The 16,958-nt window shown below is 57.2% G+C and carries 23 protein-coding genes and 1 tRNA gene; 20 read left to right on the top strand and 4 right to left on the bottom strand.

The annotated features are described in order from the left end of the window. Nucleotides 1-25 precede the first annotated feature (25 nt). The 6 genes from GOV89_RS16100 to GOV89_RS16125 all read left to right on the top strand — a co-directional run bounded on the left by GOV89_RS16100 (nucleotide 26) and on the right by GOV89_RS16125 (nucleotide 5,422). Nucleotides 26-1,663 carry a DUF1254 domain-containing protein gene (locus GOV89_RS16100; RefSeq protein WP_170612385.1) on the top strand — a complete coding sequence of 546 codons (1,638 nt, stop codon included), beginning with the start codon at nucleotides 26-28 and terminating at the stop codon, nucleotides 1,661-1,663. Nucleotides 1,664-1,989: 326 nt separating this feature from the next. Beyond that, on the top strand, nucleotides 1,990-2,502 hold the full coding sequence (locus GOV89_RS16105; protein WP_170422155.1) for a DUF1269 domain-containing protein: 513 nt from the start codon (nucleotides 1,990-1,992) through the stop codon (nucleotides 2,500-2,502). Nucleotides 2,503-2,642: 140 nt separating this feature from the next. Beyond that, nucleotides 2,643-2,918, top strand: a complete 276-nt coding sequence (locus GOV89_RS23090; protein ID WP_170422179.1) for a DUF3302 domain-containing protein — start codon at nucleotides 2,643-2,645, stop codon at nucleotides 2,916-2,918. Beyond that, nucleotides 2,915-4,042 carry an HlyD family secretion protein gene (locus GOV89_RS16115; RefSeq protein WP_170422152.1) on the top strand — a complete coding sequence of 376 codons (1,128 nt, stop codon included), beginning with the start codon at nucleotides 2,915-2,917 and terminating at the stop codon, nucleotides 4,040-4,042. Before GOV89_RS23090 ends, GOV89_RS16115 begins: the two co-directional genes overlap by 4 nt. 404 nt (nucleotides 4,043-4,446) lie before the next feature. Then, nucleotides 4,447-4,848: a hypothetical protein gene (locus tag GOV89_RS16120; protein ID WP_170567911.1), complete on the top strand. Its 402-nt coding sequence runs from the start codon at nucleotides 4,447-4,449 to the stop codon at nucleotides 4,846-4,848. Then, complete coding sequence (locus GOV89_RS16125; RefSeq protein WP_170567912.1) at nucleotides 4,835-5,422, top strand: hypothetical protein; 588 nt, start codon at nucleotides 4,835-4,837, stop codon at nucleotides 5,420-5,422. The genes GOV89_RS16120 and GOV89_RS16125 overlap by 14 nt, the downstream gene beginning before the upstream one ends. 73 nt (nucleotides 5,423-5,495) lie before the next feature. On the opposite strand, the gene GOV89_RS16130 is transcribed toward GOV89_RS16125, so the two are convergent. After that, nucleotides 5,496-5,570: transfer RNA gene (locus GOV89_RS16130), tRNA-Thr, on the bottom strand. 83 nt (nucleotides 5,571-5,653) lie between these two features. On the opposite strand from GOV89_RS16130, the gene GOV89_RS16135 reads away from it, so the two are divergent. The 9 genes from GOV89_RS16135 (at nucleotide 5,654) to GOV89_RS16175 (ending at nucleotide 11,464) form a co-directional block, all read left to right on the top strand. Continuing rightward, nucleotides 5,654-5,809 (top strand): hypothetical protein, encoded by a 156-nt coding sequence (locus GOV89_RS16135; protein ID WP_171175825.1) that lies wholly within the window; start codon nucleotides 5,654-5,656, stop codon nucleotides 5,807-5,809. Nucleotides 5,810-5,815: 6 nt separating this feature from the next. Continuing rightward, a complete protein-coding gene (murA, locus tag GOV89_RS16140) occupies nucleotides 5,816-7,084 on the top strand; it encodes a UDP-N-acetylglucosamine 1-carboxyvinyltransferase (protein ID WP_171175823.1) in 1,269 nt (422 codons plus the stop codon). Next, complete coding sequence (locus tag GOV89_RS16145) at nucleotides 7,081-7,557, top strand: DUF2948 family protein (protein ID WP_171175820.1); 477 nt, start codon at nucleotides 7,081-7,083, stop codon at nucleotides 7,555-7,557. The genes murA and GOV89_RS16145 overlap by 4 nt, the downstream gene beginning before the upstream one ends. Then, entirely contained in the window at nucleotides 7,558-8,079 is a 522-nt protein-coding gene (locus GOV89_RS16150) for a GNAT family N-acetyltransferase (protein WP_171238618.1), read from the top strand. It begins immediately after the preceding gene. 61 nt (nucleotides 8,080-8,140) lie between these two features. Beyond that, a complete protein-coding gene (hisD, locus tag GOV89_RS16155; RefSeq protein ID WP_171176267.1) occupies nucleotides 8,141-9,442 on the top strand; it encodes a histidinol dehydrogenase in 1,302 nt (433 codons plus the stop codon). Between the two features lie 98 nt (nucleotides 9,443-9,540). Continuing rightward, nucleotides 9,541-10,020, top strand: coding sequence for a UPF0262 family protein (locus GOV89_RS16160; RefSeq protein ID WP_171175817.1), 480 nt, complete (start codon nucleotides 9,541-9,543; stop codon nucleotides 10,018-10,020). Nucleotides 10,021-10,023: 3 nt separating this feature from the next. Next, nucleotides 10,024-10,476, top strand: a complete 453-nt coding sequence (locus GOV89_RS16165; RefSeq protein ID WP_171091313.1) for a low molecular weight phosphatase family protein — start codon at nucleotides 10,024-10,026, stop codon at nucleotides 10,474-10,476. A gap of 3 nt (nucleotides 10,477-10,479) precedes the next feature. Beyond that, nucleotides 10,480-10,878 (top strand): ketosteroid isomerase-related protein, encoded by a 399-nt coding sequence (locus GOV89_RS16170; RefSeq protein WP_171235713.1) that lies wholly within the window; start codon nucleotides 10,480-10,482, stop codon nucleotides 10,876-10,878. After that, complete coding sequence (locus GOV89_RS16175) at nucleotides 10,871-11,464, top strand: GNAT family N-acetyltransferase (protein WP_171235714.1); 594 nt, start codon at nucleotides 10,871-10,873, stop codon at nucleotides 11,462-11,464. Before GOV89_RS16170 ends, GOV89_RS16175 begins: the two co-directional genes overlap by 8 nt. Before the next feature lie 7 nt (nucleotides 11,465-11,471). Here the strand turns inward: GOV89_RS16175 and GOV89_RS16180 are convergent, their stop codons facing one another. The 3 genes from GOV89_RS16180 to GOV89_RS16190 all read right to left on the bottom strand — a co-directional run bounded on the left by GOV89_RS16180 (nucleotide 11,472) and on the right by GOV89_RS16190 (nucleotide 13,661). Beyond that, nucleotides 11,472-11,687: a hypothetical protein gene (locus tag GOV89_RS16180; protein WP_171091306.1), complete on the bottom strand. Its 216-nt coding sequence runs from the start codon at nucleotides 11,685-11,687 to the stop codon at nucleotides 11,472-11,474. 112 nt (nucleotides 11,688-11,799) lie between these two features. Continuing rightward, nucleotides 11,800-12,453, bottom strand: coding sequence for a DUF1826 domain-containing protein (locus GOV89_RS16185; protein ID WP_171238619.1), 654 nt, complete (start codon nucleotides 12,451-12,453; stop codon nucleotides 11,800-11,802). Next, the gene (locus GOV89_RS16190; protein WP_171238620.1) at nucleotides 12,450-13,661 is read right to left on the bottom strand and encodes a GTP-binding protein; all 1,212 of its coding nucleotides are present in this window, start codon (nucleotides 13,659-13,661) and stop codon (nucleotides 12,450-12,452) included. The genes GOV89_RS16185 and GOV89_RS16190 overlap by 4 nt, the downstream gene beginning before the upstream one ends. A gap of 271 nt (nucleotides 13,662-13,932) precedes the next feature. On the opposite strand from GOV89_RS16190, the gene GOV89_RS16195 reads away from it, so the two are divergent. From GOV89_RS16195 to GOV89_RS16215, 5 genes are all read left to right on the top strand, one after another. After that, nucleotides 13,933-14,808 (top strand): carbon-nitrogen hydrolase family protein, encoded by an 876-nt coding sequence (locus GOV89_RS16195; RefSeq protein ID WP_171238621.1) that lies wholly within the window; start codon nucleotides 13,933-13,935, stop codon nucleotides 14,806-14,808. A gap of 91 nt (nucleotides 14,809-14,899) precedes the next feature. Next, the gene (infA, locus tag GOV89_RS16200) at nucleotides 14,900-15,118 is read left to right on the top strand and encodes a translation initiation factor IF-1 (protein ID WP_005978431.1); all 219 of its coding nucleotides are present in this window, start codon (nucleotides 14,900-14,902) and stop codon (nucleotides 15,116-15,118) included. Nucleotides 15,119-15,129: 11 nt separating this feature from the next. Then, entirely contained in the window at nucleotides 15,130-15,708 is a 579-nt protein-coding gene (locus GOV89_RS16205) for a nucleoside triphosphate pyrophosphatase (RefSeq protein ID WP_171238622.1), read from the top strand. Further along, the gene (locus GOV89_RS16210) at nucleotides 15,705-16,727 is read left to right on the top strand and encodes a ribonuclease E/G (protein WP_171238623.1); all 1,023 of its coding nucleotides are present in this window, start codon (nucleotides 15,705-15,707) and stop codon (nucleotides 16,725-16,727) included. Before GOV89_RS16205 ends, GOV89_RS16210 begins: the two co-directional genes overlap by 4 nt. Next, nucleotides 16,724-16,906: a DNA gyrase inhibitor YacG gene (locus GOV89_RS16215; protein WP_171175802.1), complete on the top strand. Its 183-nt coding sequence runs from the start codon at nucleotides 16,724-16,726 to the stop codon at nucleotides 16,904-16,906. Before GOV89_RS16210 ends, GOV89_RS16215 begins: the two co-directional genes overlap by 4 nt. The last annotated feature ends 52 nt before the right edge of the window (nucleotides 16,907-16,958 follow it).

Consider the following 16,958-nt stretch of genomic DNA (forward strand, 5'->3'; position numbering starts at 1 on the left):
AAATCGAATCTGGAGAACACTCTTCATGACAAGAAGAACCACCATATCCATCGCGATAATTCTGGCATTGTCGGTATCGGGATTGAGCCCGGCTTACGCTGAGGTCGAATACGAACCCATTCCAGAATTTCTCACAACGCCTGACGAGGTAGAATCGACGCGTCTCGGAACTCTGACGTTCAAAGACGGCTATCCGACGGGAGACACAGCCCAGAAGGTGCAGGATGAGCTCGACTACCTTCACGGGATTGAGACCTTCATGAACACGATCCAGGTCGTATCGATGCACGGCTTCTACAAAGGCTTTCTCGACATCGGCGTGCAGCACAACGAAGTGCTGCTGTTCGAAGAACTGATGGACGCGCATTCGCTCTTTCTCACGGCGAATGCCGACACACCCTATTTCCTGTCATTCATCGACCTGAACGATGGCCCCATGGTTGTCGAGACCCCGCCTAATGTGCTGGGCATCTTCGATGACATGTGGTTCCGTTGGGTCATCGATTTCGGCTTCCCCGGCCCTGACCGCGGTGAAGGCGGCCGGTATTTGCTGGTGCCCCCGGGATATGACGGCGTACTGCCCGAAGGCGGCTACTATGTGGCCCATTCCCGCACGAACCGGGTCTTCATGCTGGGGCGTGCGTTCCTTGAGGACAATGACCCAAAGCCACCGATGGACACGGTCAAAGAATACACCAAGATCTACCCCTATGTTCCGGGTGGAACGGGCACGAGCATCGGGTCATTTCTGTTGGGCGAAGCGCCAATCGCCGGTGTAACCACGGAACATCCTTCTCCTCGGTTCGTCAACGGCACTGGCGTGTCGTTCAACACCATCCCACCGAACGATTTCACCCATTACGAGTGGCTTCACGAAGTGATCCAGATGGAACCTGCCTCTTCGTTTGATGTCGAGCTTGCAGGGCAAGCAGCTGCAATTGGCATCGTGAAGGGTGAAGAGTTCAATCCGGATGAGCGGATGAGACGGATCCTTGATGAGGCAGTCGCGGTCGGCAACGCCGGGGCCCGTACCCTTGGCATGGGCGCACATCCCAGGGACCATTTCCGATACTACGATGAGGACTCGGCCTGGTGGGCAAGTCTTTGGGCAGGTGGCTATGACTTCATGAACCCGCCGGGTGTGGTCGAAGACGGAGAGATCAAGCCGTTGGAGGACAAAGGCGCGCGCAAGTATCATTCGCGGACGTCGTGGTTCTACACCGCTACTGGCGTGACACCGGCGATGATCATGCGGCTCGAAAACATCGGCTCGCAGTACCTGATTGCCAATGTCGATTCCGATGGTAACCCGTTCGACGGCGCCAAGACCTACAAGCTGGATCTACCGCCGGACATTCCCGCGGCGCGCTTCTGGTCGATGACGGTCTACGACAACCAATCACGCGGGATGCTGCAGACATCGCAGCGCTATCCGCGTGCGGGCAGTCAGACCTACCCGAGCCCGGCAGCCGTGGAAAACGAGGACGGTTCGACAACCATTTGGTTCGCGCCGGAACAGCCGGAAGGTGTGGAGCGGGGCAACTGGATCGAGACCGATCCGAAAAAGGGCTGGTTCACCTTCTTGCGCCTCTACTTCCCCGAGAAGGCGTTCTTCGACAAGTCCTGGCGGCCCGGTGAGTTCGAGCTGGTAAGCGGCGACTGATCGCCGTCAGGCGGGGGCGGCGTCCTGCGCCCCTGCTGCTCTTTTAACATGCAAGGTCAACTCTGATGTTAGTCAATCAACCATGCCGTCACTCAAAGTCGCAGCTGTTTTCTTTAAGTCCGAGCCTAAGGGGCGCATGCTGAGTTCAATGATGGATCCTATCGGTTGCCGAGTATTCACCGTGTCGAGACCGTCGATGTCTCCGTGAAATGAACCCGGCTTGGATACGATTGGGGCGTTCGATTTACTCCCGATCACAACGCAAACGGTAAGTTTATCAAAGACGTCGCGTTCACTGGCTTCAAAATTTCAAAGGGAGAGAACCAATGTCCAACCTTGTCATCATACTTTTTGAAGGCCGTCATGCCGCGGACGAGGCGCTACTTCGCGTCGCGAAAATGTCGAAGGAATGGGAGGCCGACATTAATGAGTTCATAGTGATTACGCGGAATGAAGCTGGCGACATCCGGATCAAGAACTCTGACACGCTCACCGCGACTGGTATGCTCGGCGGAGGTGCGATGGGTAGCCTGACAGGCGTAATGATTGGTGCGCTGGCAGGCAATCCGGCGGCTGGCCTGCTACTTGGGGCGGCTGCTGGAACCGGGATGGGAACACTGGCCGGAGCCCTCGATCAGGCCGATGACGAAGACCGTCTGGCGGCTATGCTCGGTTCCAAACTGAAGCCAGATACCTCTGCGCTTGCAATGATCGGCTGGACCAGCCGTCCGACAAAGCTGCTCAACGAACTCGAGGGCCTCAAGGGCGAAGTGATCGAAACATCCTTATCGGTCAGTGATGAAAAAGAGCTGCGCGCCGCATTGAGTACGCAAGCCTAGCCATAGGCTAATTGACCGTCGATCGTGCGGATCGGCCACACTGATCCGCATAAAATCTGTAACCGCTCGAACTGTCCGCCATACTTTGCTGAAGGTCCGGTGGTCGACACAAGAGGTTGGGGCTGCTGGAGAAAATCGAAATGAGTGGATTGGATATTTTTGCGTGGATCGTGCTGATTGTGTTGATCCTCACATTTCTGGTCGGGTTCATTTACCTGGCCATGTTGCCAGGCAAAATCGCCACAGAGCGCAGTCATCCACAACGGGACGCGATCAATGTCGCAGGTTGGGTCGGAGCTCTGACTTTTGGGGTTTTCTGGCCGCTCGCTTTGATATGGGCTTTCACAAGGTCGCCATTGTCAAAACAGATTGAATCGAGCGGGGGCAGACGTGCGGATTCAGGAGAGACCGCATGATTGTCTTTCTAACCCTAGCTTATGTCGCGGTTTTGTTCGTTCTCGTAAAGATGAAGGTTCTACCCAACACCAAGGCCACATGGCTTTCAACGATTGTGTGGATGGTCGTGCTGTTGATCTTTCTTTTCATTCCAATGCAGTGGGGCGCTCCTTCAGGACCGATAAAGGTCCTAACACGCGCCACCCAGATTGTTCCGAATGTTGCGGGACAGGTGATCGAAGTTGCAGCGAAACCAAACGTTCCGCTGGAAGAAGGTGAAGTACTTTTTCGCCTCGATCCGGAGCCCTTCGAGATAGCCGCTCGACAGGCGGAAGCCACCCTGGCGCGGGTTGAGGCACAGGTTCGTCAGGACCAAGATGCGCTTGCCTCAGCACAAGCCCAATTACGTCAGGCTCTTGCGCAACGGGACCTCGCAAAACTACGTTTTGAAGATGACAGCAGGTTGGCCGTCAGCGGTACGATCTCTCAAAGCCGACTCGAATCAACAGAAGCCAGCCTGGAAGCTGCGGAAGGCGCTGTAGATCAAGCTCGATCTGCCGTGTCACGTGCCGAGGTGGAAATCAGTGCCCTCACAGATGACGGTGAAGTCGCGAAACTGGCTGAGGCCAGAGCGTCCCTTAACCAGGCTGAATGGAATCTTGAACAGACGATTATCCGTGCGCCATCAGAGGGATACCTGACCAATCTCGCGATTACTGAAGGTCAGCGCGTGGTTACGTTTCCCTTTGCTCCAGCGGGAGTGTTTGTCGACACAGCCGAAAAAGTTGTGATCGCCGAAGTCCATCAGATTTATCTCCGCCACATCGAAGTGGGTCAGCCTGTCGAAGTGGCTTTCAAAACAATGCCAGGTGTGTTGATAACAGGTACCGTCGAAACCGTGCTCGACATTGCCTCGCAAGGGCAAGCGCAGGTGACCGGTACGGTGTATCAGGCAGGTCAGATCGCGAGCGAACCGTTCATTGTAAGGATAGTTCTCGACGATCCAAACATCCTAGATGAGATCCCGCCTGGTGCCGCCGGAATCGCGGCGATTTACACAGAAAGCGCGTCCGCCACACATGTTATTCGTAAGGTCATCATTCGGATGAACTCAATCTTGAACTACATCCGCCCGGACATTTAGAAGTTCAATAGTTGCGAAGCTTACTTGCTACTTGGCTTAAACAAACACTTTAAGCGGAGATTTCTAGACTGTGGTTTGGTGATCCACTTTGGACCACTGAGAGGCATTTGAATGATTTTCGTAATGTCGGCTTTGTCCGCGACCCGGTCATAGTCGTGTTTTCTGCAAGTGTCTGCTCCTGGGTCAAAGCAGCCGTTGACGCTGTGACCTGTTTGTAGGTCCAGAGCCTAGAACGATCCGTTTGCCCTATTTCGGAGACCCTGTTAGGAAGTCCGGTCTTGCCAACCCAATGCATCCTGAGCGTCAGGCAACCCGCCTGACCACCAACCCGCCTCCACGGGTGGTCGCCGGTAGATCAATCGATCTGACGGGATGCGCATCAATCGATGAAAAGGAAATCAACTATGACAGACTTGAATAAAGCGCTCGGCTGGAGCGAACCGATCACTTGGGGTCAGGACCGTCCCGCCGACGCCATACCCAACGACATCAAACCCGGTATGTGGGTGCAGTCGGACATGATCGTGCGGCCAATTATGACCCACTGGCTAACCGAGCCCGGAAACCAATATCCAGCGCCGTATGTAATTGACTTAATGTGGGAGGTGATCGACGGCGAGAGCTTCAAGCTAGAAGTGGCCGAGCCTTACGCCACTCACCGGGTCGCCTCGTACTACCGCATCTGGGCCGGTGAACTTCCCAGCGAAACCGAAAACAAGACTGAAGCACCGAGTGATGAAGAAGAGTTGCTTTCGAGATTGCTTGAGACTTACGACGAAAAGGAGAAAGCAAATGCAGCTGCCTGATAGCGAACGAGAGATCATCGACCCGCCGCAGGCTGAACAGGATGCCGTGATTGCAGCCTTTGTCGAACAGAACCCAACGGACTTGCAGCGCAGGCGCGACGAACTTGCCGCCATCCAGCAAATCCACCGAGCGGCACACGCCTACAATAAGGCCTGCTATGCGGTCGGAAGTGGCGCTGAGATCGACGATGACCCCCGAGTTGTAAGTGAACGACAGTGGCGGGTATCGCTGAAGTTAGCTGCGACTTTCATCCGGTGCGAAGGTCGGATGTCGCCTGCTCAGGTCCGACACGAGTGGGCGATTGAAATGTCGCGTGGGGATACACTCCACTATCTGCCGACCGACGTGCTGGTTCCATTCGAAGACTTGCCCGCCCAAAAGCAACTGGAAGAGCAGGCCGGTGTTCAGGCGATGCGAGTAGCAATGTCGCCCCCTTTGATTGTTGAGGATCACACCCAGTTGACGGACGCTCAACTGTTGCATCTGGTCCACAGCGCCGACGACCAGATCGCGAGTATCGAACTGGCCCGAAGAAGAGCGCTTCGATCCATTGGTCAAATGGAAGCGAACTGAGAGATCGGGGTGGGAATGGGGTGGGAACAGTCCACACACTTCCGAGACACGATCTTCTAAGTTATTGAAAAGATGGTGCTGCTGGAGAGAATTGAACTCTCGACCTCTCCCTTACCAAGGGAGTGCTCTACCTCTGAGCTACAGCAGCGCTGTGGGCGGGTGATTAGACTCAAACGAAACGCGGCGCAAGGGTGTCTGGACGGTTTTTTTCGCCTCCTGTAGAGAAAGAGCATGACAGATAAAAATTCACCCAAAAAACAAGGCAAATCCGGGGGCGCAAGAGAAGAGCGTTTGAAGGCGGCGCTGAAGGCGAACATGGCGCGGCGCAAGGCGCAGGCCAAGGCGCGGGCGGCCTCGGGGGACAAAGCCGATAAGGACGAGGGATAAGAGCAGATGGATTCGATTCTTGTAACGGGCAATGGCCCGCTGACCGGGCAAATTCCGATTGCGGGGGCCAAGAATGCGTGCCTGACGTTGATGCCCGCGACGCTTCTGAGCGAAGAACCGCTGACACTGACCAACGCTCCACGGCTGAGCGACATCAAAACGATGACTGCCCTGCTGCAATCGCTTGGGGCCGAGGTGTCGGCGCTGCAGGACGGGCAGGTGATCGCAATGTCGAGTCATAACCTGACCAGTCAGACTGCAGATTATGACATCGTGCGTAAGATGCGTGCATCTAATCTGGTGCTTGGGCCATTGCTGGCGCGGTTTGGTCAGGCCGTTGTGTCACTGCCTGGTGGTTGCGCGATCGGCGCGCGTCCGATGGATTTGCATGTCGAGGGGCTGGAAGCGCTGGGTGCAGAGATCGAACTGAAAGACGGGTATCTGCACGCCAAGGCACAGGGCGGGCTGAAAGGCGCGGTGCATGAGATGCGCTTTGCCTCGGTTGGGGCAACTGAAAACATCGTCATGGCTGCGACGCTGGCCAAGGGAACCACTGTTCTGAAGAATGCCGCGCGCGAGCCTGAGATTGTCGATCTGGTCGAATGCTTGCGCAAGATGGGAGCCCAGATTTCGGGCGAGGGGACCTCGACCATTGAAATCCAGGGTGTCGATCGGTTGCATGGTGCCACGCATCAGGTCGTTACGGACCGGATCGAACTGGGTACCTATATGCTGGCTCCGGCGATTTGCGGCGGTGAAGTTGAATTGCTGGGCGGGCGCATGTCGCTGGTCGAATCCTTTGCCGAGAAGCTGGACGCAGCAGGAGTCAGCGTTACGGAAACCGAAAAGGGACTGAAAGTCGCGCGAAAGAATGGCCGCGTTCAGGCCGTGGATGTTGTGACCGAACCTTTCCCGGGATTCCCGACGGACCTTCAGGCGCAGATGATGGCGCTGATGTGCACCGCCGAAGGAACCTCGGTGCTGGAAGAACGCATTTTCGAAAACCGATTCATGCACGCACCCGAACTGGTGCGCATGGGCGCGAATATCGAGGTGCATGGTGGCACAGCCACAGTTACCGGTGTTGAAAGCCTGAAAGGTGCGCCTGTTATGGCAACGGACCTGCGCGCCTCGGTCTCGCTGATTCTGGCGGGGCTGGCGGCAGAAGGTGAAACAACGGTCAGCCGGGTCTATCATCTGGACCGCGGATATGAGCATGTGGTGCGCAAGCTGGAAGGCGTGGGTGCAAAAATCGAACGGATCAAGGGCCAATGACAGACGCAAGTTTTGAAGACGGGCGCGAGGCCCCGCTGAATCTGGGTGCTGAGGACAGCGACGACCTTCAGGTGATCTCGACCTTGGCGCAGGACGCGGTTTTCCCGGCGACCGAGATGAAATGGCAGCCGTCGCAGCGCCGTTTTGGTCTGCTGCTGAACCGCTTTCGCTGGGAAGACAAAGATGCGGCCACCCGCCGTGAACGCCCGTTTGAACGGGTGCAATCCGTGCTGGTCTTTGATTCGGTACTGTCCGTGGCCAGCCAGGGCATCGATCGCAGCGACAAGGACATGATCATGTCCCTTCTGTCCGTCGATTTTGAAGCGGGCGAGGATGGCGCAGGCCATATCTTGCTGACTTTGGCAGGGGATGGTGTGATCCGCCTGCGGGTTGAAGCCGTCGATGTGACCCTCAAGGATGTAACCCGCCCGTATCAGGCCCCGTCGGGTCAGGCCCCGCATCACCCCGAATAGATGCAGAATAAGCGCGGTATCTCTCAGGCGTTGTCTAGACTGCCAGGAGGCATCGCGCTGCGTCCGGCCACCGTGTTCGACGTGTTCGACATCAGCCGGGTGCTGATCCGGTCGATCACGCAGCTTTGTGTGGCCGACCACAATAATGATCCTGACCATTTGAAAGAGTGGACTACAAACAAAGATCCAGAAACCATCAGGGGTTGGTTCAAATCAGGGTCGCAGATCTGGGTGGCCGAGCATGAAGGGCGGGTGGCTGCCGTCGGCGGTTTGTTCGAGACCGGGAAGATCACCTTGCTCTACGTTGATCCCGGTCATGTGGGCAGCGGAGTTGGGGCCGCTCTGCTCAATCGGTTAGAACAGCAACTGGCTGCGTGCGGTTGCACCGAGGCGCATCTGGATGCGACCCGGACGGCGCGGAAGTTTTATCTACGCCATGGGTGGGAAGATACCGAGCGGTGCAGTGACCGCCAGGATTTGTCCTGCTTGGCGATGCGCAAATCGCTGCACCCCGACGACTGAGGGTTGAGACCCGACCTTCGCAGCGATATGTCCCATGTCGCAACGCCCGGAGTGCCTGATCATGCCCGTTTTCCTCGACACCACATCACCCGATTTTGAGGGTGCCTTCCAAACGCTGCTGTCAGCCAAGCGCGAAGACAGCCCAGATGTGGATTCGGTTGTGGCTCAGATCATTGATGATGTTCGCAACCGCGGTGACGTGGCGGTCATCGAGTTGACTGCTAAGTTTGACCGTCTGGAGCTAACACAGAAAACTTTGGCCTTCAGCGCGCAGGAAATTGTGGATGCGGTGGCGCAAGTCTCGACCGAGGATCGCGAGGCGCTTGAACTGGCTGCAGCCCGCATCCGGGCCTATCACGAAAAACAGATGCCCACCGATCATAGCTGGACGGATGAGGCCGGGGCGACGCTGGGTTGGCGCTGGTCGGCAGTCTCCGCCGCAGGGCTGTACGTGCCGGGCGGTCTGGCATCCTATCCGTCGTCGGTGTTGATGAACGCCATTCCGGCTAAAGTGGCGGGCGTAGAGCGGTTGGCCATCGTGGTTCCCACACCAGACGGGCAGGTGAACCCGCTGGTGTTGCTGGCCGCGCAATTGGCGGGCGTGGACGAGATCTATCGAATCGGTGGCGCGCAGGCTGTGGCCGCACTGGCCTATGGCACCGACACTATCGCGCCGGTCGACAAGATCACCGGCCCGGGCAATGCCTTTGTTGCAGCCGCCAAACGCCGTGTCTTTGGAAAGGTCGGCATTGATATGATCGCGGGCCCGTCGGAGATTTTGGTGATTGCCGACAAGGATAACGACCCCGACTGGATCGCGCTGGATTTGCTCAGTCAGGCCGAACATGACGAAAGCGCGCAATCCATCCTAATCACCGATGACGCTGCTTTCGGGCAACGCGTCGCGGACGCGGTGGAAAAGCGCCTTGAGACCCTACAACGCCGCGCAATCGCCGGGGCCAGTTGGCGTGACTTCGGTTCTATCATCACCGCACGCGACCTGGACGAGGCGGCAATCCTGTCCAACCGCATTGCGCCAGAACATCTGGAACTGTGCGTTTCTGATCCGCTGGCGTTGAGCGAAAAGACGATCCACGCTGGCGCCATTTTTCTGGGCCAATATACGCCCGAAGCCATCGGTGACTACGTTGGCGGCCCGAACCACGTTCTGCCGACCGCCCGGTCTGCGCGGTTCTCATCGGGGCTCAGCGTGATGGACTTCCTCAAGCGCACCACACTGAGCCACATGACCCCCGAAGCGTTGCGTGCCATAGGTCCAGCCGCCGAACAACTGGCCCAATCGGAAAGCCTTGAGGCGCATGGGCTGTCGGTAGCAGCGCGATTGAACCGCCTAAATGGATGAGATGGCGCAAAGACTTGGCCGATGTGGCGTTTCTGCGCGTTGCCCCGCCAATTTCGTTGTTATAGGTCTGTGCTGACACAAGGATTATAGCTGTAAAGATGACCCGCATCTCGCATATCGAACTGGATGACCGAAACCTGCCTCCGCCGACGCCAGAGATCGAGCAGGAGCGCAAGGTCGCCATCTATGATTTGCTGGAAGAGAACAGTTTCTCTCTGCCCAAACGCGATGACCGCGTTGTGCCCGACGGGCCCTATCGCCTGCAATTGTCGATCCGCGACAAGCGGTTGGTCTTTGACGTTGCAACCGAGGAAGAACAGAAAGCGGCTGAGTTTCATCTGTCGCTTGGTCCGTTTCGGCAAGTGGTCAAAGATTATTTCCAGATCTGCGAAAGCTATTTCGACGCGGTGAAGTCTCTGCCGCCCAGCCAGATCGAAACCATCGACATGGCCCGGCGTGGCATCCACAACGAAGGCAGCCGCGTCTTGCAGGAAAGGTTAGAGGGCAAGGCCGACGTAGACACCGACACCGCCCGCCGCCTTTTCACGCTGATCTGCGTGCTGCATTTCGGAGGCTAACGGGTGACGCCTCTGCCGCAGTCGATCCTGTTTTGTTGTGACCACAACTCGGTTCGATCCCCGATGGCCGAGGGCATCATGAAGAAATTCTACGGCACCGGCACCTATGTGCAGTCTGCCGGAGTCCACAACGATCTGGATATTGACGGCTTCTGTATTTCCGTCTGTCACGAAATCGGGGTCGAGCTATCCCGCCACCGCACCCGATCCTTCGACGAGATGGAAGAGTGGGGTGATGACCTCAGTTCGTTCGACCTGATTGTCGCCTTGTCCCCCGCCAGCCAACGCAAGGCGTTGGAACTGACCCGGATTTTTCACCTCGATGTCGATTATTGGCCAATAATGGACCCTACTGGAATGGGTGAGACACGGGAAACAAAGCTACACCACTACCGACAGACCCGCGATCAGATCATCAAGCATCTGAAAGACCGCTGGGGCGAACCAACGGAGTGAACCATGAACCAGACCGTTCAAACCTATTTCGAGGCATTCAACGCCGGTGATGTTGATGGCATGTTGGCCTGTTTGTCCGACGACGTGGCCCATCACGTAAACGAGGGCCAAATCCGTGTGGGCAAGGAAAAGTTTGCTGCCTTCTGCGCCCATATGAATCGCTGCTACAAAGAGAACCTGACAGATATCGTCGTGTTCGATGCCCAGGGTGGCACCCGCGCTGCGGCCGAATTCATCGTGAACGGCACCTATCTGGAGACCGACGAGGGCCTGCCCGAAGCACACGGCCAGACCTATCGCCTGCCTGCCGGATCATTCTTTGATCTGAAAGACGGCAAAATCACCCGCGTCACCACTTTTTATAACCTTACGGACTGGACCAAACAGGTCTCGAATGGCTGAGGTCAACGCTGTCCGCCCCCTGACCGGAGCGGCGCTTGAGGCTGCTCTGGACGATGTCGCCCGTCTGCGGATCAAGGTCTTTCACGACTGGCCTTATCTCTATGATGGCGACCTCGAATACGAGCGTAAATACCTGCAGTCCTACCGGGACAGCGATCAGGCCATCGTGGTGGGTGCTTTCGACGGCGACCGCCTGATCGGCGCGTCAACCGGCGCCCCCCTGACGGATCACGCCGAAGATTTCGCCGCAGCGTTTGAAGGCACAGGCCTTGAGTTGGGCGACATCTTCTATTGCGCAGAGTCGGTACTGTTATCGGAGTATCGTGGGCAAGGTGTCGGCCACAAATTCTTTGACGAACGTGAAGCCCATGCTCGCCGTCTTGGGTTCTCCAAAGCTGCATTCTGCGGAGTGCAACGCCCGGACGACCACCCGATGAGACCTGCACAATACCGCCCGCTCGACACCTTCTGGCGCGCGCGCGGTTACACGCCTCTACCCGGCGTCATGGCACAGTTTTCCTGGAAAGACATCGGAGAAGACGGCGAGACGCTCAAACCGCTACAGTTCTGGATCAGGGATCTGTAGTCACCATCTACGGTGCGCGCCTGCGGCTTAAGAAACCGTATTTCACGGCCCAAGCCCGAAGCGACAGGCGTTTACGCTTGTCTTGTTTCACTGCTTTCTTGGATTGCTGACCGCCTTTGCGGTTGAACTCATAGACGTCAATGACACGCTCGGCGCATCCGCAGGCTTCGCCCATCCCAACCTTGGCGAAATAGAACTTCTCGAATTCTTCCTGTTTTTGCATCACCAGCCTCCTTCGTACATTCAAGCACGTCAGACCGCAGATGCCAATTCACGTTCCCGTCTGTGCAGGACATAGAGTAGGTCCCGGGCAGAGCATGCCCGGGTATTTGTTTTCAGTGCCCTAAGATCGGGTCAAACTCACTTTCAGGGTCGAGGACCGGATCCAGAACAAGCACCAACCGCGTCTCGCCCGTGCCTTCAATCGGAGGCGAGCGGTGCAGAAAACCGGAGTCTGGTTGTGCGGGCCAGAGCGTGCCACATAACAGAATTGGTGCGCCGGTTGGGGTCGTGAAAACGCGCGATGGGTCTGCGCCACCTGTCGAGACCCCATATTGCGTTCCCGTTCCCTTATAGGTGCATACGAGGCGCGCGGTCACGGCATCGACGTGGAACCTGCGGCATGCATTGGTCGTTATCACGTCCAACCGCAGCCGCAGCCATTTCGCGTTCATCAGACCGGCAAAGATATCAGACAGCGCTGCAATGTCGTCCACCAGCCGGTCGCGCTCTGCACCCGGTGGGGTGCCGCGCGCGTCGCATACTTCAGAAACAGCCTCGCGCACCAACTCGGGGCGCAGGATCACGCGGGTCTTGGGCAGTTGTTCGGGCGCGATCCCGTTTAGCCAGGATTGAAAACCCTGCAGCGGTTGCCGGTTCCAAATTGCCGCAGCACATCCGGGTTGATGAATGGCTGAAAGGTCGTTGGGCGTGGTGCAAATCTCGACCCCTATGGCGGCGTCTTGGATGATGTTTTGAACAATACTCATGCTGCAGCCTCTGCCCGTCGCCAGATCGGGAAGGGGTCTGCCAGATTGGGTAGATCCTCCAGACGAGTTGCTGCGACAGCGGGCAGCAGCGCAGCATCCAACCGGGCTTTCAATCTGGGCCAATCAATACCGCTGCCGATGAACACTATCTCTTGCCGCCGATCGCCCCACGGCTCTTGCCAATGGGCCTGCATGTAAGCTCGTGCGCTTTCGTGATCTGGGCGGCGGTCTTCGGGCACGGTGGCCCACCAAGTGCCCAGCGGCTGTACCGAGGACAGGGCACCCGCCAGCGAAAACTCGGCCAACCAATCCGGGCGCGTGGCGATCCAGAAATGGCCTTTGGCCCGGATCACACCGGGCAGATCGCCGTTCAGGATTTCAAGGATCTTTTCAGGGATAAAGGGCTGCCGCGCACGGTAGACATAGCTGGTGACGCCATATTCCTCGGTCTCTGGCACGTGATCCGCAAAACCATAAAGTTCTTTGGCCCACATCGGGTGCTCATGCGCCTTTTCGAAGTCGAACAGCCCGGTATCCAGAATTTCATCTGCGGCCACGTCCGAGTGGTTGGTCTCGATGATCCGGGCGTCCGCGTTCAAGCTTCGGATGATCTTGCGCGCAGCATCCACGCGATCTGGTCCGGCGTCAGAAACTTTGTTCAGAATGACCACATCTGCAAATTCGATCTGATCGGTCAGCAAATGTACCAACGTGCGCTCATCTTCTTCGCCCATCGTCTCGCCACGGTCGCGTAGGAAATCATGGCTGGAGAAATCCTTGAGCAGGTTCAACGCATCTACAACCGTCACCATCGTGTCCAGGCGTGAAACGTCCGAGAGGCTTTCGCCAAGCTCATCGCGGAAGTCAAAAGTGGCCGCTACGGGTAGAGGCTCGGAAATGCCGGTGGATTCGATCAACAGGTAATCAAACCTCCCTTCAGATGCCAGTCTGCGTACCTCGTCCAGCAGGTCGTCGCGCAGCGTACAGCAGATGCAGCCGTTCGACATTTCGACCAGTGTCTCGTCTGTGCGGGAAAGCTCGGTATCGGCGCGTATGAGATCAGCGTCGATATTCACTTCGGACATGTCGTTGACAATCACGGCCACCCGGCGGCCATCGCGATTGTTGAGTACGCGGTTCAAGAGGGTTGTTTTGCCCGCGCCCAGAAAGCCGGACAGTACTGTGACCGGAAGTCGGGTGTCACTCATGGAATGTGCTCCTGTGTATATGGCTCGTTTCGGGGTACAGGCGGTTGCCTATCCTCCCCCGCTATAAATTGCCGATAATGTAATGTTATTACATTGTTGATGGCAAGCTGGTTTTTGGCGGGTTATCGTTTGATCGTTGGGTCAGCGTCTCGTAAAACCTCCACAGCGCTTGGGTGCGGGTCAGAAGGACGGTGCGGAAACAAATGCCCTGTACATACCGCGCCGTCCTCTTCTAGTGTCGCGCCGACTGAGTTCCTTTGGATACGAAATCATGAAAGTCGCCACCGCTGCTTACGATCTCAGCTGGCTCGACAGTTGGGCACAGTACGAAGACAAGTTGGACCGATGGGTTGCTGAGGCCGCAGGTCAGGGGGCCGAGTTGTTGGTCTTTCCTGAATACGGGGCTATGGAGCTTTCGACCCTCGACGGGGTCGCCGTGGCAGGCGATCTGGAACGTTCGATCCATGCTGTGTCTGACCGGATGGGGGATGTGCAAACCCTGCACAGCCGCCTTGCGAAGACATACAACACATATATTCTGGGCGCTTCCGCCCCGGTTGTGGATGGCCACGGTCGTCCAGTGAACCGCGCCGCGTTCTATGCGCCGGACGGCGCTTGCGACCATCAGGACAAGCAGATCATGACCCGGTTCGAGCGTGAAGATTGGGACATTGCCCCCGGTGGTCCGCTGAAGCTGTTCAACACCGCGCTGGGCAAGATCGGGGTGCTCATCTGCTATGACAGCGAATTCCCTTTGCTGGGCCGCGCGCTGAGCGAGGCGGATCTGATATTGGTCCCGTCTTGCACCGAAGCTCTTTCGGGTTATTGGCGGGTTCGTATCGGAGCGATGTCAAGAGCCTTGGAAAACCAATGTGTTACAGTTATGGCGTCGCTGGTAGGTGACAATGATTGGTCCGAGGCCGTGGACAAAAACACTGGTACGGGCGGCATATTCGGCCCGCCTGACAAAGGCTTTCCAGCCACTGGTGTGCTGGCCGAGGGCACGCTTAATCAGCCCGGCTGGACCTATGCCGAGATCGATCTGTCAGCCATTGCCGAAGTCCGTGCCGATGGTCATGTGTTGAACCGAACGCATTGGGAAGAACAAGCCCTCCGAGTCGAATCGGTCACAATATCCGACCTTTAGGTGATTCCGCCCTTGAAATAAGGGCAAAATAGGCTCATTTAAGCGCTCATCCCCGCAGATTCTGCGGGTGCAACGTAATGATGGAGACAACATGGCCAAGGAAGATACGCTCGAATTTCCCGGTGTCGTGAAGGAACTCCTGCCTAATGCGACGTTTCGGGTCGAGCTGGAAAACGGCCATGAGATCATCGCACATACGGCAGGCAAGATGCGCAAGAACCGCATCCGTGTTCTGGCCGGCGACAAAGTTCAGGTCGAAATGACCCCGTATGATCTGACCAAGGGTCGGATCAACTACCGCTTCAAGTAACGCCTGCCGCAATGGCGTTTATCCTAGGATCGGGCAGCCCGAGACGGCTGGACCTGTTGGCCCAGCTTGGTGTGCAGCCCGATGCCATCCGCCCCCCTGACATCGACGAAACGCCTCGGAAAGCAGAGCTTCCGGTTCCTTATTGCAGTCGGATAACGCGCGAGAAAGTGCTGGCGGTGCAGGCGGATAGCGGTGACATCACGCTTTGCGCAGATACCACGGTCGCATTGGGGCGGCGCATTCTGGGAAAGCCCGAAGATGCGGGCCAGGCCGCCGAATTTCTGCACGCATTGTCCGGTCGCCGTCACCGGGTCATAACCTCGGTAGCTGTACGGTCTGGGGATCGAATACTACAGCGTGACGTGGTCTCGCAGGTGAGGGTCAAACGCCTGTCCGATGTCGAAATCAATGCTTATCTGGCGACAGGGGACTGGCAGGGCAAAGCTGGAGCTTACGCCATTCAAGGCCCCGCAGGTGCGTTCATACCCTGGATTTCGGGATCGTTCACCGGCATTGTCGGACTGCCTCTGTCCGAAACCGCCGCCCTGTTGCAGGGTATCGGCTATCCACTTTATCGCGAGGCACCATGAAGGGCCGCACTATCGTTCTGGACCACATCGAGGACCGCGAAGCCGCGGCCCTTATGGTTGACGGAAAGCTCGATGATTTCCTGATTTCAGCTGACGCGCCCACGCCCGGCACGATCTACCGCGCCCGCGCAGACCGCCCAGTCAAAGGGCAGGGCGGTATGTTTCTGACAACGCCAGATGGGCCCGCTTTCTTGCGTCAAGTTAAAGGCTTGGCGCCGGGGGCTTTACTTTTGGTACAGGTGAGTGGCTATGCCGAACAAGGAAAAGCGATCCCTGTCAGCAACCGGATCCTATTCAAAAGCCGTTATGCCATTGTCACGCCCGAAGCGCCGGGTCTGAATATTTCGCGCAGCATCAGGGATGACGATACCCGCGACCAGTTGTTGGAAATTGCACACGAACAGATGGGCGACAGCCCTTATGGTCTGATCCTTCGTTCCTGCTGTGCAGGTGCGGATGCCGATGACATTGCCGAGGATATTTCAGCCATGTTGGCCCAGGCGGATCAGGTGATGAATGACGATGGCACAGAGACAGAGGTGCTGAGCGAAGGGGATGGCCCTCATATCCTCGCCTGGCGCGACTGGACCGACCCGGCTGAGGTTGTCACGCAGGCCGGGGGATTCGAAAGTCACGGTGTTTTGGATGCGCTCGATATGGCTCGCGGTACGTCCGAGCTTTTGCCGGGCGGTGGGCATCTTTATGTCGAACCCACGCGTGCCTTGGTTGCAGTGGATGTGAATACCGGTTCAGATACGTCTCTCGCTGCGGGCACCAAAGCCAATTTCGCTTGCGCCAAGTTGTTGCCGCGGGCTCTGCGTGTGCGTGGGTTGGCGGGGCAGATCACCTTGGATCTGGCGCCGATGCCGAAAAAAGATCGGCGTGGCTTTGAATCGGCCCTTCGAGCGGCCTTTAAATCGGACCCGGATGAGACGATCCTGGCAGGCTGGACCCCGCTGGGGCATTTCGAATTGCAACGCAAACGCAGCCGCTTGCCGCTGGCGGAGATCCTGAAATGAGCTGTCCGATCTGCGGAGAAGACACGGTGCAAAAGTTCCGCCCTTTCTGCTCAAAACGCTGCGCGGACATTGATCTGGCCAAGTGGCTGAACGGCTCATATGCTGTCCCATCGCAACGCGAAGAGGACCTTGAAGCCGAGGCTGAAGCCCAAGACCTTATGCCAAAACGACCGCATTGAAAAAATGTAAAAAAGCCTCTGGACACTGCCGGTAGCAAGTCATAGAACGCCC

Source organism: Ruegeria sp. HKCCA5763 (assembly GCF_013034545.1).
Lineage (GTDB): Bacteria > Pseudomonadota > Alphaproteobacteria > Rhodobacterales > Rhodobacteraceae > Ruegeria.

What these genes read in the sequence shown, in the direction of transcription:
- GOV89_RS16100 (WP_170612385.1), top strand. Translation starts at nt 26, where the DNA reads ATGACAAGAAGAACCACCATATCCATCGCGATAATTCTGGCATTGTCG.
- GOV89_RS16105 (WP_170422155.1), top strand. Translation starts at nt 1,990, where the DNA reads ATGTCCAACCTTGTCATCATACTTTTTGAAGGCCGTCATGCCGCGGAC.
- GOV89_RS23090 (WP_170422179.1), top strand. Translation starts at nt 2,643, where the DNA reads ATGAGTGGATTGGATATTTTTGCGTGGATCGTGCTGATTGTGTTGATC.
- GOV89_RS16115 (WP_170422152.1), top strand. Translation starts at nt 2,915, where the DNA reads ATGATTGTCTTTCTAACCCTAGCTTATGTCGCGGTTTTGTTCGTTCTC.
- GOV89_RS16120 (WP_170567911.1), top strand. Translation starts at nt 4,447, where the DNA reads ATGACAGACTTGAATAAAGCGCTCGGCTGGAGCGAACCGATCACTTGG.
- GOV89_RS16125 (WP_170567912.1), top strand. Translation starts at nt 4,835, where the DNA reads ATGCAGCTGCCTGATAGCGAACGAGAGATCATCGACCCGCCGCAGGCT.
- GOV89_RS16135 (WP_171175825.1), top strand. Translation starts at nt 5,654, where the DNA reads ATGACAGATAAAAATTCACCCAAAAAACAAGGCAAATCCGGGGGCGCA.
- murA (WP_171175823.1), top strand. Translation starts at nt 5,816, where the DNA reads ATGGATTCGATTCTTGTAACGGGCAATGGCCCGCTGACCGGGCAAATT.
- GOV89_RS16145 (WP_171175820.1), top strand. Translation starts at nt 7,081, where the DNA reads ATGACAGACGCAAGTTTTGAAGACGGGCGCGAGGCCCCGCTGAATCTG.
- GOV89_RS16150 (WP_171238618.1), top strand. Translation starts at nt 7,558, where the DNA reads ATGCAGAATAAGCGCGGTATCTCTCAGGCGTTGTCTAGACTGCCAGGA.
- hisD (WP_171176267.1), top strand. Translation starts at nt 8,141, where the DNA reads ATGCCCGTTTTCCTCGACACCACATCACCCGATTTTGAGGGTGCCTTC.
- GOV89_RS16160 (WP_171175817.1), top strand. Translation starts at nt 9,541, where the DNA reads ATGACCCGCATCTCGCATATCGAACTGGATGACCGAAACCTGCCTCCG.
- GOV89_RS16170 (WP_171235713.1), top strand. Translation starts at nt 10,480, where the DNA reads ATGAACCAGACCGTTCAAACCTATTTCGAGGCATTCAACGCCGGTGAT.
- GOV89_RS16175 (WP_171235714.1), top strand. Translation starts at nt 10,871, where the DNA reads ATGGCTGAGGTCAACGCTGTCCGCCCCCTGACCGGAGCGGCGCTTGAG.
- GOV89_RS16180 (WP_171091306.1), bottom strand. Translation starts at nt 11,687, where the DNA reads ATGCAAAAACAGGAAGAATTCGAGAAGTTCTATTTCGCCAAGGTTGGG.
- GOV89_RS16185 (WP_171238619.1), bottom strand. Translation starts at nt 12,453, where the DNA reads ATGAGTATTGTTCAAAACATCATCCAAGACGCCGCCATAGGGGTCGAG.
- GOV89_RS16190 (WP_171238620.1), bottom strand. Translation starts at nt 13,661, where the DNA reads ATGAGTGACACCCGACTTCCGGTCACAGTACTGTCCGGCTTTCTGGGC.
- GOV89_RS16195 (WP_171238621.1), top strand. Translation starts at nt 13,933, where the DNA reads ATGAAAGTCGCCACCGCTGCTTACGATCTCAGCTGGCTCGACAGTTGG.
- infA (WP_005978431.1), top strand. Translation starts at nt 14,900, where the DNA reads ATGGCCAAGGAAGATACGCTCGAATTTCCCGGTGTCGTGAAGGAACTC.
- GOV89_RS16205 (WP_171238622.1), top strand. Translation starts at nt 15,130, where the DNA reads ATGGCGTTTATCCTAGGATCGGGCAGCCCGAGACGGCTGGACCTGTTG.
- GOV89_RS16210 (WP_171238623.1), top strand. Translation starts at nt 15,705, where the DNA reads ATGAAGGGCCGCACTATCGTTCTGGACCACATCGAGGACCGCGAAGCC.
- GOV89_RS16215 (WP_171175802.1), top strand. Translation starts at nt 16,724, where the DNA reads ATGAGCTGTCCGATCTGCGGAGAAGACACGGTGCAAAAGTTCCGCCCT.